This window comes from Comamonas flocculans (assembly GCF_007954405.1).
GTDB classification, from domain to species: Bacteria; Pseudomonadota; Gammaproteobacteria; order Burkholderiales; family Burkholderiaceae_C; genus Comamonas_C; species Comamonas_C flocculans.
The window spans coordinates 1,978,494-1,992,103 of the sequence record NZ_CP042344.1 but is presented as its reverse complement, the minus strand read 5'-3'; the positions used below and the strand labels follow the sequence as shown (position 1 = coordinate 1,992,103).

12 protein-coding genes are annotated in these 13,610 nt (G+C 54.5%); all 12 read right to left on the bottom strand.

Translation table 11 applies throughout. From position 1 onward, the window contains the following. Positions 1 to 2: 2 nt before the first annotated feature. The 12 genes from wbjC to FOZ74_RS09570 are packed head-to-tail and all read right to left on the bottom strand — an operon-like array spanning position 3 to position 13,606. Positions 3 to 1,133 carry a UDP-2-acetamido-2,6-beta-L-arabino-hexul-4-ose reductase gene (gene wbjC, locus FOZ74_RS09625; RefSeq protein WP_146912860.1) on the bottom strand — a complete coding sequence of 377 codons (1,131 nt, stop codon included), beginning with the start codon at positions 1,131 to 1,133 and terminating at the stop codon, positions 3 to 5. Between the two features lie 2 nt (positions 1,134 to 1,135). Beyond that, positions 1,136 to 2,185: a polysaccharide biosynthesis protein gene (locus FOZ74_RS09620; RefSeq protein WP_146912859.1), complete on the bottom strand. Its 1,050-nt coding sequence runs from the start codon at positions 2,183 to 2,185 to the stop codon at positions 1,136 to 1,138. 17 nt (positions 2,186 to 2,202) lie between these two features. Then, positions 2,203 to 2,991 carry an AglZ/HisF2 family acetamidino modification protein gene (locus FOZ74_RS09615; protein ID WP_146912858.1) on the bottom strand — a complete coding sequence of 263 codons (789 nt, stop codon included), beginning with the start codon at positions 2,989 to 2,991 and terminating at the stop codon, positions 2,203 to 2,205. Positions 2,992 to 2,994: 3 nt separating this feature from the next. Then, entirely contained in the window at positions 2,995 to 3,609 is a 615-nt protein-coding gene (hisH, locus tag FOZ74_RS09610) for an imidazole glycerol phosphate synthase subunit HisH (RefSeq protein WP_146912857.1), read from the bottom strand. Beyond that, positions 3,606 to 4,742, bottom strand: coding sequence for an N-acetyl sugar amidotransferase (locus FOZ74_RS09605; RefSeq protein WP_146912856.1), 1,137 nt, complete (start codon positions 4,740 to 4,742; stop codon positions 3,606 to 3,608). The genes hisH and FOZ74_RS09605 overlap by 4 nt, the downstream gene beginning before the upstream one ends. A gap of 3 nt (positions 4,743 to 4,745) precedes the next feature. After that, positions 4,746 to 5,999 carry a glycosyltransferase family 4 protein gene (locus FOZ74_RS09600; RefSeq protein WP_255437546.1) on the bottom strand — a complete coding sequence of 418 codons (1,254 nt, stop codon included), beginning with the start codon at positions 5,997 to 5,999 and terminating at the stop codon, positions 4,746 to 4,748. Further along, positions 5,974 to 7,200: an O-antigen ligase family protein gene (locus FOZ74_RS09595; RefSeq protein ID WP_146912855.1), complete on the bottom strand. Its 1,227-nt coding sequence runs from the start codon at positions 7,198 to 7,200 to the stop codon at positions 5,974 to 5,976. The genes FOZ74_RS09600 and FOZ74_RS09595 overlap by 26 nt, the downstream gene beginning before the upstream one ends. Then, positions 7,194 to 8,549, bottom strand: coding sequence for a polysaccharide deacetylase family protein (locus tag FOZ74_RS09590; protein ID WP_146912854.1), 1,356 nt, complete (start codon positions 8,547 to 8,549; stop codon positions 7,194 to 7,196). Before FOZ74_RS09590 ends, FOZ74_RS09595 begins: the two co-directional genes overlap by 7 nt. Next, on the bottom strand, positions 8,549 to 9,502 hold the full coding sequence (locus tag FOZ74_RS09585) for a GNAT family N-acetyltransferase (protein WP_146912853.1): 954 nt from the start codon (positions 9,500 to 9,502) through the stop codon (positions 8,549 to 8,551). Before FOZ74_RS09585 ends, FOZ74_RS09590 begins: the two co-directional genes overlap by 1 nt. A gap of 30 nt (positions 9,503 to 9,532) precedes the next feature. Next, entirely contained in the window at positions 9,533 to 10,495 is a 963-nt protein-coding gene (locus tag FOZ74_RS09580; protein WP_146912852.1) for a methionyl-tRNA formyltransferase, read from the bottom strand. Further along, positions 10,492 to 11,760, bottom strand: a complete 1,269-nt coding sequence (locus FOZ74_RS09575; protein WP_186764569.1) for a lipopolysaccharide biosynthesis protein — start codon at positions 11,758 to 11,760, stop codon at positions 10,492 to 10,494. Before FOZ74_RS09575 ends, FOZ74_RS09580 begins: the two co-directional genes overlap by 4 nt. Before the next feature lie 4 nt (positions 11,761 to 11,764). Continuing rightward, entirely contained in the window at positions 11,765 to 13,606 is a 1,842-nt protein-coding gene (locus FOZ74_RS09570) for an acyltransferase family protein (protein WP_146912850.1), read from the bottom strand. Positions 13,607 to 13,610: the final 4 nt, after the last annotated feature.

The window sequence follows — 13,610 nt, the reverse complement described above, 5'->3', positions numbered from 1 at the left end:
ATTCACAACGGGCAGGCAAAAGTATCCGGCTTGTTCCGGTCAAACACCTCATTGGCCCACAGCATCACCACCAGCTCATCGCTGCCGATATTGGTGATGTCGTGCGTCCAGCCGGGCACGGTTTCGACGATCTCGGCCTTGTCGCCGCTAGTCAGCAACTCATAGGCTTCGCCAGTGTGCATATGGCGGAACTTGAAGCGCGCTTGGCCCTTGATGACCAGGAACTTCTCGGTCTTGCTGTGGTGGTAGTGCCCACCGCGCGTGATGCCCGGGTGCGCGGTGAAGTAGCTGAACTGACCGCAATCGGGCGTTTTCAGCATCTCGACGAATACCCCGCGTGCGTCGCCATGCTGGGGCACGGTGTAGGCAAAAGCATCCACCGGCAGGTAGCTCACGTAAGTGGAATACAACGCCCGCACCAGCCCGGCACCCACGCGTTCGGTCATCAGGCTGGATCGGCTATCGGCAAACGCCTGGATCTGCGCTGCCAGCGCACCCACCGTGGTGCTGTATTGCGGCGCCACACTAGAAAAATCGGCGGCATCCACGACGGCATCAGCGCCATCGAGCAACTGCACAAAGCGCGCAATTACGTCATCCACATACACCAGCGTCAAAGGCGCTGCCGGGTCGTTAACGGTGATAGGCAGCCCGCGCGCCGTGTTGTGGCAGAACGTGGCGACGGCCGAGTTGTAGTTGGGCCGCGCCCACTTGCCAAACACATTGGGCAGGCGAAACACATGCACCGGCACGCCGTGCTGACGCTGCAAATCGAACAGCGCCTCCTCCGCTGCACGCTTGCTGCGGCCATAGGGGTTGTCTTGTGCCGCCTGGGTGGACGAGGCAAAAACCACCGGGACTTTGCGCCCAGTGCTGGAAGCCGTCTGTACCAGCGCATCGCACAGCACCTGCGTCAGCCCGGCGTTGCCCGTGTTGAATTCCGCCGGGTCTTGCGGGCGATTCACCCCCGCCAGATGAAAGACAAAGTCCACGCCATCGAGCAACGCGGGCAAATCTGCCAGCGCATTCGCACGAGTAAAACAGCGCACTTGCACATCCTTGCGCTCAGACAGGTGCAGTTGTAGGTTTTGTCCAATAAAGCCGCTAGCGCCGGTAATCAGAACTGCGCGCATGCTCAATGCTCCTCCACATCCGCCACCATCTCACCCTTGGCAATGCGCTGCATCCCATCGAGCTTGAGCAGCAGTTGCCGCATCCCGGTCTCGTCCAACCGATTGGTGTTGTGGCTGTTGTAATCCTCGCCATGGGCTGACTGCGTCAGGCGCTGCGCACCCTGGTCGACAAACTTGCCGTAGTTCAAATCCCGGCCATCGGCCGGCACGCGAAAATAATCGCCCATGTCCTCGGCGCAGGCCATCTCTTCGCGGCTGAGCAGTGCCTCGTACAGCTTCTCGCCATGGCGCGTGCCGATCACCTGCACCGGGTGGTCGGGCTTGCCCATCAGCCCCGTCACCGCATGGGCCAGGGTTTCAATCGTCGCTGCCGGCGCCTTTTGCACAAAAATATCGCCATTGCGACCGTGCTCAAACGCATACAGCACCAAGTCCACCGCATCGCCCAGCGTCATCATGAAGCGCGTCATCGCCGGGTCAGTCACCGTGATGGGCTGGCCCGCATACACCTGCTGCACAAACAGCGGAATCACCGAACCGCGCGAAGCCATCACGTTGCCATAGCGCGTGCCGCAAATCACCGTACCGGTGCCTTCCAGATTGCGGCTGGTGGCCACCATCACCTTTTCCATCATCGCCTTGCTGATGCCCATGGCATTAATGGGATAGACCGCCTTGTCGGTGCTCAGGCACACCACGCGCTTGACGCCCGCCTGGATCGCCGCCTCCAGCACATTCTCGGTGCCCAGGACATTGGTGCGCACCGCCTGCATGGGGTGAAACTCACACGACGGCACCTGCTTGAGCGCCGCTGCGTGAAACACGTAATCCACCCCGCGCATGGCCTGCTCGATGCTGCGCGCATCGCGCACATCACCAATGTAGAACTTGAGCTTGGCGTTGTTGTAACGCTTGCGCATGTCGTCCTGCTTTTTCTCATCGCGGCTGAAGATGCGGATCTCGGCGATGTCGGTGTCGAGAAAACGTTTCAGGACGGCGTTGCCGAAGGAGCCGGTGCCGCCGGTAATAAGCAGGGTTTTATTCTTGAACATGGTCTTTCTTCAATCGCTTATGCGTCCGCCAAAACGGCGCGGCACAGTTCATCTTTTTGTGCAGCAGTGGGGTAATTGATCAACACCGCGCGGTAAGGGCCCTTGAAAACAAACAAGCTGCCCGCTGCCGCCCCCACCACACCGCAGGTTTTCAACAATTCACCGATATGTGCCAAGGAACCCGCCCCACCCAAGACAGTGAGCGGCACCTTGACTACGCCGCGCACCTGCCGGGCCAAATCAAGGTCGTAGCCCTGCATCTCGCCGTCACGGTCAATCGAATTAATGACAATCTCACCCGCGCCCGCCGCTTGCAATTGCTGCACCAATTCAATGGGGTCTGTCTTGTGCGCCTGCCGGGCATTGTGCGTACACACCTCATAGCCCTTGCTGAAAAACCCGGTCTTTTTGCGCACATCCAGCACCGCGACCACGCTTTGCCGACCGATGGCGGCTGCCATCTCTGTGAGCAGCGCCGGTCTGACCAGCGCCGCAGCGCTGATTGACACCTTCTCCACCCCCAGGCCAATGATGCGCGCCGCCTGCTCGGGCGTGGTGATGCCACCGCCATAGCACAGTGGCATCCGACACTCGGCCGCCAGCTTGGCAATGAGAGCGTAGTTGGGTTCAGCTTGGTGTACTGTGGCGTCAATATCCAGCACCATCAACTCGTCAGATTCTTTCTCGTTGAAAATCTTGACAGCGTTGATCGGATCACCCACATATTTAGGTTCTTTGAATTTTCTGGTTTTTACCAGCCCGCCTTGTTGAATCAACAGGCAGGGGATTATACGAGGGCGCAGCATGGATCAAAGCTCCGCAAAGTTTTTCAAAAACTGCGCACCGAAACGATGGCTCTTCTCGGGATGGCATTGAATTCCATATACACTGCCCCGTGACACGACGCAGTCAAAGTCAACGCCGTACTCTGCCGTAGCCACTACATCGGCTTCGTCCACCGCATCAAAATAATAAGAGTGCAGAAAATAAAACCGTGATTCGGCTTCAAAATCACGAAACAGTGGGTGCCCGGCACGAAATTTCACATCATTCCACCCCATATGCGGCATGGGCAACTGGTGTGAATCAGGTTGCTGTGCAAAAGCCTTGACGCGCCCCGGTATCCAGCCCAGCCCCGGCAACTGCCCCTCATCGCTACCGCTGGCCAGCATCTGCATTCCCACGCAAATACCCAACACGGGAATTTTTTGTTCCAGCACCAAGGTATCCAGCGCAGGGCGCAGGCCAGACTGCTGCAGCTGCATCATCGCATGGTCAAACGCCCCCACACCGGGCAGGATGAGATGGCTGGCCTGCTGCAAAGCCTCGGGCGTGTTGGCGCGGCAGGCATCAATTCCCAGGCGTTTGAACATATTCAAAAACGCCTGCACGTTGCCCACGCCATAATCAATCAGGGCGATCATCGAAAGAGCCGTTTCTCCAGGCCCAGCGCACTCAACACCTTGGCCCCCAGGCCAATCACCCAGCGCTTGTTCTTGTAGTCGTGGAAGGTCTTGTTGGGTGCATCAAAAATGGCTTGCAGCTCGGGCACTGTCAAATCCAGTTTGTGCGCCACATATTCAAATTCCTGCTGCAAAAAATGCTCATCCATCTCTGGACGGCTGATCCGCTCCAGCGCCGCCTCCCGCGTCATCTGCCCCGTCATGATCAAACTGGAAAAATGAGCACGCCGCTTGTGGTAGCCGAATTTGCGCGGCATCCAATAGTCTTCGTAAAACCGGGTAAACCGTGATTCATGGTGTTTGTGCTGAAAACGCTGCCAACCAAACAGGCGCTCCAGCTCATCCTCGGCATCCTTCTTTACATAAGGCACATGGTTCAGCGGGTAGTGAACCTTCATTCCGAGGATTTTTTGATAGTAAATTTTATATACCAAAATATCCTTGATCGGAAAGGTAGTTAGCCGGCGATTTCCAAAACGACCATGAATGTCATCAATCAAAATTTTATCAATACCCGGGTAGCCCCCCCACTCCTCCGGCTCACGACAGCATTCCGTGGAGTAGTTGGAACCAGTGATTACATGTTTGATCTTATTCTTGCGCGCGAACTGGTACAGCGCTGAGAAGAAAGCCGTATCCTGCGGAATATCCTGATCTGGAATTCCAGACTTCAAAAACGCCACCTGCAGGTCTTTCATCTCCTCCCAGTTGATCACCTCGGTGTACAAGTCCACACCCAGGCCGTCCACCAGTTTCTCGATGTTGCCTACCGCCTGATCGGTATTCCACCCCGCGTCCACATGGAACAGCAAGGGGCGCAAGCCCATTTTCTTCACCGCCACATAAGCCGCGTAAGAACTGTCCAACCCACCACTCAGGCCGATGATGGCATCAAAATTCTTGCCTTGGGTATTTGCCTTGATCTGTTCTGCCATACGCGCAAGAGCAGCCGCGCCCTGCGTGGCCGTGTCCCAACTGGGCTGGATCGTGGCTTTGAAGTTGTTGCAATATTCACAGACACCTTGATCGTCGAACTGGATTCGAGGATCGGAGGTATCCATGATGCAGTGGTTACAGATTTGGTATTTTTCCATGAATCAACTCGTTAAGCGTTGTGCCATTTTTTCATAATCCAGAAGCTGTCTGGCGATGCTCAGCGACCGCGCTCGCATTTGCTCCAGACATCCCTCTTGAAAGGCGTGAATAGCTGCATCAAAGGCTCGTACCAGTGCCTCAGCGCCATGCACCATCCAGCCATTGCCCTTCACAAATGGATGGTGGCTAGGCACATCATCCACCATCACCGCACAACGACAGCAAATGCTGTTTTGTAAGGTGGCCGATTGTGAGCCAGGTTGCACATATACATCTGCCGCACACAACAATTGCATCAATTCCTGGGCCTTTTTCCAACCCAGAAAACGAATCCGGTCATCTTTGGCCAGCAAAGCCTCCACCTCGGCCTTCACATCATCTTGCAAGACGCCAGCAATCAGGTACTGAACATTTTCTGCATACGGTATCTTTTGAAACGCCTCTAGTGCCTCAGTCAGTTTCTTTTTTTTATCGAATTTACCGGATTGAAGAAAAACAAGTGTATCTGGTGGAATTTCATATTTTTCTCGCACGTCCACACGATTTGCCCTATGCGTTGCATCATCAAATATTACACCCCCCAAGGGGAAATATTCCATTTTGTCTTTGGGACACCCATAGAACCCGCCAATGAAATCCATGGTTTCCGTGGAAATACACAACACCTTCTCGACGTATGGAATAGATTTTCTAAAAATAGATCTATAAAAAAGATAGTGCAATATATTCTTAGATATAAAGCTACGCGCACTATTATTAAAATCCTCATGACTATCCACATACAGTTTAACTGAAGGATTATTTTTTTTGTAGCGCAATACAGTCAACAACTCCCAGGCACAAGTACCATGGAACATAATCACATCCGGCTTGGCGATACGTAATTGCCGATAAACTCTGGGGTAGGCGCGTATTTTTTTCATCAAGGCATGTGGCCCAAGACGCCTATAGGGTAGACGCAGCACCTCTGCGCCGTCGTTGCCGCGATAGCGTCCCGGTACGCTATAACTTAATTGGCCTTGAGCATTATAATTTTCTGTGGATGCCAAAACAAGAACCTCATGCCCGGCGCGCACATGCTCGCGCACCAGCATGTTTTCCTGATAATTGAAACCATCTATATAAAAATTTGACAAACAACAATGCAAAATCTTCATCTTTTGATACTTTTTTATAAATTGCTCTAAATTATTCAACCACAGGTCAAACAAGATCAATTCGGCATCGTATTCATCCCGCCATGCGATCGTTAACACGTATTTCACTTCTTGTTTTTTCGAAAGATTTGCTCGCACCCAAAATTACCACACAGACCCAAAGCATCCAAAAAATATTCGAATAATAAATCGAATTACTAACCATCGAAAAAGTCAAATACTGCACAAAGAGCAAACTCACCCATGAAAATTTATTGTTTCTCATAACCCTCATTGATGCAAACAGACCTACCATCAAAGTGAATACCATCAAGGAGCCCCCGATTATTCCCGATGCCATGAAAGCCTCCAGAATAATATTATGAGGGTAAACATCAAACGGATAGCCTGCACCGATCAACATATTATTCAAAAATGCGCGGTATGCATCGCCAATAATATTAACCCGAGCATCATCTTCGAACATTGAGGCTTCAGCCCTATTGAGCAAGTAAACATCATTAAAATCAACAACAAAATTCAGCAAGAAAAATATCGACAGAATTACGGAAAATATAAAAATAAATTTAACTCGACTGAACCTAAATTGCATCAACATCAATATCAAGCACACCACAAACGACAAAAGCGGACCTCTTGAACCGCTGGCGAAAATTCCCAAAACTCCGATAGCAGCACCAATAATTGCCAAGAAACTCATATTTTTTTTTATTATCATCATCCATAAACCCACCAATGCCGTACTCGCACCAAGATGGCCATATGCGATTGGGTTCAATCGCTCGCTCTCCAACCTTCCAGAAAACAATTGCTCACCAAAAGATAGGCTGTCAGCGACGGAAATAGCGAGATAGAAATTCAGTATAATCCCGATTATTCCAAATAATACTATTGCAATAGTAGTGAAATTTTCGTCTGGAATATTTTCCTTCCACACATAAGGCAGCGCTGGAATTAGACTCACAAAGATCAAGAAAGACCAAAAATCACCCCAATCAATCTTTGATCCTTGTGAATTCATAAGCCATTCCAATAACATTCTGGCGATATAAAAAAATAAAAATCCTGCGCCAATCAAAATTTTATAATTTACCCTAGGTCTGCGACGAAGCCAGGATATCAGCAACAGCAAGATTGCGGCAATCAAGATAATAATTCTATAAATAATTGATAAAAAATTACTCTCAACACCAATAAATAGCGTTATTCCAGCAAAGATTGGATATCCAACTAATACCATTATAAAAATAATACTTGCGAGGTATTTTGCTTCATTTCCACTTTTCCATAAAGTCAACATAGGTCACTATAAATTGATTTGTTTTTCGTATTTAACCAAGAGTTGTGCCAAAGCACCGTGAAACACCCACGCCCCCCCACGCATGCATTTTTCAATTGCATAAATTTCATCTGGGCTGCTTCTCTGGTACCCAATCCCATATAACAGGCATCCATCACCGAACATTCCATCACCACCAACGGCCGCACGCGCAGCTTCAACGCCTCGCCCGCCACCGGATCAAACGCCGGATATTCAAAACAAGTGCCACACCTGAAACCCGGTCTATCCGCATAGCCCAGCGTGCTGTCGTAGTCCATACCCGCATCTGCCCAAGCGCGCAAGGTGGTGGGCTGCTCCCAGCGCAGGTAGTGCATGCGCCCGCCCATTTCGGCTTGCTGGATATTTTCTTCAGCCAAAACAGCCCTTAACCGTTGTGCCTCTTGCGCAATCAGCTCTGTTTTTTGATAGGTGCCATAGCTGGGGTGCAGGCCAATTTCATGGCCGCGTTCATGGATGCGGCGCATCAGCGCGCGGATGGCGGGATGCTCGGGCTCGTAGTCGGCGTCCATGGCGCTGGTGCGCCCGCAAATGAAATAGAAGGCGCTGGTCAGGCCATGCTGGTCAGACAGATCCATGATCCATTCAAAGGTATTGAATGGATCGCTGGGGTGCAGCGCATCGCGGGTGTTCAGCCTGATCCAAGGCGCACGCAGTGCATTCTTGATATCGCCACGCTTGAGCACATCGCCCGCCATGGCACGCAGCAAACCCTTGGCGCTGGCAAAGCCGTAGCGGCTGGGGACGTCCACGTCGTGGCTGACCTTCACGCTGAACTGGTGCTGCTTGAGCGCAATGCCCGGCCAGGTGCGGGTGATGACCTGCCCCAGCACATGCAGCCATTCGTCGACGACGGGGCGCTCCAGATAGCCATGTTTGTAGGCATGCGAATGAACTGCCGGAAAGCGCCCGTGATTGTCCAGGTCGGTGCGGCCCACTTCTTCCTGACGGGTGAGCATCCAGTAAGTCAGGCCGAGGATGTCGTAGCCGATGTGCCAGCCGTTGTCGGCAGGGGTGATCAGCGGCGTGGGCAATTGCGCCGCGCCGGGCGCGGGCAGTGCGCCGGGCAAGGCCGGTTGCCAGCCCTCGGCGGCGGCATCCCATAGGGTGCAAGGCAGGTCAGAGTCGGCACGGGTGAAGGTGGCGCCATCGAGCGCCAGGCTGATGCAGCGCGCATCGTCGGGCAGGCGCAAGGTCATGCCGGAGCCGTCTGGCTGGGCTTGCAAGACAAAGGCGTGGCCAAAGCGTTCTCGCAGGATGGTTTGCAGCCAGGCCAGAGCGGCAGGACTGTGCCACAGCGTGCCGGGCATTACTGACCCCCTTTCAAACTACGCAGGAACAAGGCCGTTTTAAGGATGCGGGAAGGGGTTTTACTGACCGTGAAATACGGTGTTTGCTGGGCACCGAATGCGCGAAAGAATTTCTCTACCGGTTCGATCATAGAACCCTCAAAGTCAAAGCGCTGGGTGACCGTTGCGGCAAACTTGATCGCCTCCCACATGCACAGACTGGTGGCTCCGCTGTTGCGCAGTTCAGGGTTGCCGCCGCCCATCAGGTAATAGGCGCTGTTTTGATCCCAGACGATATAAACCCCGGCGTGGCGACGGCCTTGTTCATCTTCGGCAATGAAGATTTTACGTGCCTGCCGTGCAGCGCAGGCCTGGTCGAGCGTGTGCACAAAGGCTTCCGTGTAGGGCAAGGCCATGCCCTGTCGGTCAAACGTCATACGGTTGAGGTGAAGAAAATCGCCTGCCGACAAATCCGTGCGGACGCGCAACTTGAAACGGTTGCTGGCTTTTTTTATGTCTGTGCGAATATTTTCTCGCAACCCTTTCCACAATATCTGCTCATCCCCGAGTTCATTCAGGATGTAGGTATAGCGCGTGGTCTGTTGGAAACCTGCCCAATAAAATGGCAGCCAATTGCCCAGGCTCCAATGCCAGTTCTGGGTGAAATGGTCAAAAGGCGGGAGTTGCTCGATCAGCGCTTGCAACAGATCTTTTTGCTGCGCCAGCCGCGTGGAGGATTTACCCGCTGCCTCGCGCAGCCAAGGCCCCAAGGTTTGCGTGAGCGCAGGCTGACCGAGCAGGGTGAAGCCGTGGCGCTTGCGCGGCACATAGGGCATGGCCGCGACAATGGCGCCGCCTTTTTCCACCAAGGCTACATCCCAGCCTTCCTCCCCCGCCGTAGCATCGAGCCACCAGGCTTGGCTGAAGAGGGGGATAGATGGTTCTGTGGCGCAGAGGGTGTGGTATTGATCCATGCGATCAGACAAGCGAGAGGACACAGCCATTTATTTCCGGAGAATTTTCAAAATGGATTTTTTAATATCAAAATCAATCCCAATATAAATCACCCCATCCTTGGCGAATACACATTTCCTATTCTTGTACTTGCCAATTTTACCGGGCGTGCCTTGTGCGATGTCTGTTTTTTCATATTCTCGGATCGACCAGCGCTGCCCAGCCAGCAAACCCGCAGGCTGTGCAATCGCGTCTAACCACAACTCCGTACCGCGCAAAACATGCCATACGCGCTCAATCGGCCAATGCTCCCAATCAATGATCTCTGTATGTTCTTCAGGCTTCAGATTGCGGGCGCGTGGCGTGGGACTTTGTGCAGGCTGCGGTGTGCGTGGCGCATTGCCTTGGGCGATGGCATCGATGGCCTTGAGCATCAAAGACACTCCCAGTTCACCAATCAATTTATTGAGGCGCTCCGGTGACTTCGTCCCGAGAGGAATATGTACCCGTTCTTGAAAAATGATGTCGCCCGTATCCTCTCCTGCATTGACATAGTGCACCGTAACCCCAGGATTCATTTCCATATCATGGTATTGCCAAAAATCAGGATTTGCGCCGCGATAGCTTGGCAAAAACGAAGGATGCAGATTAATTACGCCAAGACGCGGTATTTTCAGAATGTCATCCTTCAAGAGTTGGGACATGCTGAAAATAACGATCAATTCCGGATTTAGTTCCCGAATCCAATTGGCAATTTCTTTTGAATTTTTTTTCCATATGAAATTATAGGGAATACTTCTTTTTTTACAAAAATTCGGAAGAAAAACGTCTTGTCTTTTTACAAGACTGTAAGTTTTTTTCAGGAACTCAATCAACAGGGATTTGTTTCTTGAGTCATCATAATCTCGCGACATGGATTCGAGCACCCCAATCACTTGGTGATTGGATTCGAACAATGGCCTCACCAATCTGGAAACGCCCTGAGTTATCATCAATATTTTTACTGCTTTCATGTTCTGACGTTATTTTTTGCAAAATGGTAAGTCATTGCCCCATTGACACCGTAGGCAACACAGTAAACAAAGGAGAAAATTTTCAACGCATCTGTTGCGCCCCCAAAAAACTTCCCAAGCGCAAAAGAAACAACAACCAAAGACAGGAGAAATATTTGCCAAAGCAAATCCAGCTTTTGCTTTTCTGCAATCATGAACATCGCACTCAAGGGGCTGGTTATGAACTGCAAAAACGCCATCGGTGTCAGGATTTGTGCATATTCACCGGCCACACGCCACTGCTCGCCAAAAACCCAGGCAAATAGCGCAGGAGCGACAAAGAAAAGAACAATAAAGGGCACTACCGAGATCAACAACAGACGCTTGAAGGTCTTTTGATAAATGGCCTTGCACTGGCCCTGGTGGATATAGGCCTGGCTGGCCTCTTGCCGAAACACATCGCCCAAAGCCCCTGCCACTAGAGCCATGGGCGCGGCCATGACCCGCTGGGTCAGGGTGAAGAAGCCCGCCGCCGTGGTGCTGAACAGAGCGCTGAGCAGCAGCACCGGCATCTGTCCTGAAGCGGTGTTGAAGCCGTGGGCAACGATCAGGTATTTGGGAAAGTTGATGTATTTTTTGGCCAGTGCCAAGCTGCGGGCCGGCCTCAGCACACGGATTTGCTGGTGGTCTTCGCGCCAGATCAAACGCGCCAATACGCTGGTCGCCAGCACCTGCCCGGTGATCTGTCCACCCACCAACCCCACGGCACCACTGCCGGCGTAGCCGCTGGTCATTTGCGCCAAGGCGACGCCCGTACTTTGCACCGTGCGGCTGATGGCCAGGCGCTTGTATTGGGCCTTGCGGTTGCTCCAGTAATTGAGGCTTTGGTACACGCCCAGCAGCAAGGTGGATGCCGGCACCCAATACAGCCAGGGGGCCAGGGCGGCATCGCCCAGCAGGGCGGCGATGGGCTGGGCAAGAAAAATGACGACCAGCAGCAGCACGGCGCTGATGGCCACGCTAAGTGCCATGGCCAGCGCGGTGATGTGCAGTGCATCGCGATCGTGGCGCGGCAGCAGGATGGCCAGCTCGTAGCGGCCGGTGACCAGTACGCTGGCAATCATGGCGACGGCCATGTAGAGCGCGAAACGGCCAAATTCCTCGGGGCTGTAGAGCCGCGTGAGGATGGGGCTGATGGCAATCGGGATAGCCTGCGCCAGCGTGGTGCCGGTCATCAAGGTGAGCACGTTGCGGGCATAGGCGCTTTGGGGCAGAAGCTTGCGCATGGGTTTACCGCAGCACTTTCGCGAACGTGGCGCGTGCCGTCTGGGCATAGGCGCGCGCGCCCACTTCGTTCAGGTGGTGCTCGTCGAAATAGAGAAGCTGGCCTGCGCCAAAGGGCGCTTGGGCAAAAACCTTCGTGTTGCCGAAATCCAGCAGCAGGGCGTTGGCATGGCGCTGCACGCATTGGGCAAGCCAGCGGTTGGCTTGCTGATATTGGGGATTGACCACGATATTGGTTGGCAAGCCCAGTTGCGCGAATCGCAGTGCGCGCAGCGGGTTGCGTGCAAGCAGGGGTTCTTGCGGCATCAGGTAGATTTTTTTGCCGACCTTGTCTTGCTGCTGCAGAAAGTGCTCCAGCGCCTGCTGGAAGGCGGTTGATTCCAGTTGCCAATTCCAGCTGGCGGCGATGAAGACGATTGGTGATTTATTCAATGCCTGCTGCGCTTGCTCGATCTGCTTCAGGCACGCCTCGTGTGCCCATTCGGCAATCCGCTGGTAGTCAAACCCCGGAATGGTCACGCAGCTGCTGGCGGTGATGATGCGCGCCTTGAAGCCCAGCTCCTTGCCCAACTGGTCAAAAAACAGGTTGAGCATGGCGGCGTGGGAATCGCCCAGCACCAGCACCTCTTTGTCGCTGTTCAAATCGCCTTTGAGGCAGTCGTCCACGATCTGGCCGTGGCAGATGGTGGCGGGGTCGGCGTAGCGCTGGTATTCGATGGGCAGCGGCGCGGGCGACAACGCCTGGTTGACCTTGGCCATGCTTTGGGAAGCACCCAGCATGGCAAGGGCCAGCACACCATAGCCCAGCGCCTGGCGGGTGCGGGTACGGTGGGCCCGCAGCGGGCTTTCGATCCAGTAATAGGACAACGCGGCCAGCAGCAGGGTGAGCACGGCGAACAGCAGGCTAAAAGACACGTCCAGCACCTCCACCCCGGTGTAGTAGCGCAGCAAGGCCAGCACGGGCCAGTGCCACAGGTAGAGTGAATACGACAGTTCGCCCACCCAGACCATCGGCCGGTTGGCCAGCAGCAGCCGGGCAACGCCTTGCGCCGGCTGCAGCAGGACGAGTGCAGCACCCGCTGCGGGCCACAGGGCCGGCAGGCCGGGAAAGTGCCCTAGCCGGGGCTGGGCAGCCGCGGCCGCCAGCACCAGCACCAGGCCCAAGGTGCCGAGCCACGGCCTTCGTCCCCCCCCATGGCCGTATGTACACGCAGCCACCAGGCCGCCCGCGAAGAACTCCGGCAGGCGGGCATACAGGCTGTAGTAGATGGCCTGCTGGATGCCCAGCACGCGCAGGCGGTATTCCGCCAGGGCGGTGAGGCCGACGAGCAGCGCGCCCAGCAGCCATTTCAGGGCACGGGCCGGCACCGACAGCACCAGCAGGGGGACAAGCAGGTAGAACTGGATCTCCACCGCCAGCGACCAAGTGTGCAGCAGAGGCTGCTCATGGCTGGCGGGGGCGAAGTAGTCGCCGAAGCCGGCGTAGTAGCTGTTGCTGTTGAACCAGGCAGCCTGTCTCAGGCTGTTCGTATAGGTGGCCAGGTCTTGCGGCAGCAGCAGCACCGCCGCCAGCAGCGACACCACGGCCAGCATGGCGAAATACGCCGGCGCGATGCGCTTGAAGCGGCTGCCGTAGAAGTAGCCCAGCGTGCCGGCCAGGCGGTAGCCGGGCTGCTCCTTGCGGCGCAGCAGGATGCCGACGATGAGAAAACCCGAGATGACCAGGAACACATCCACGCCCACGAACCCGCCCTGCAGCCAGGCCGGGTTGGCGTGGAACAGCACCACGGCCAGCACGGCCACGGCGCGCAGGCCCTGGATGTCCGGACGGTAGGGGATGGCGCTCATGAAG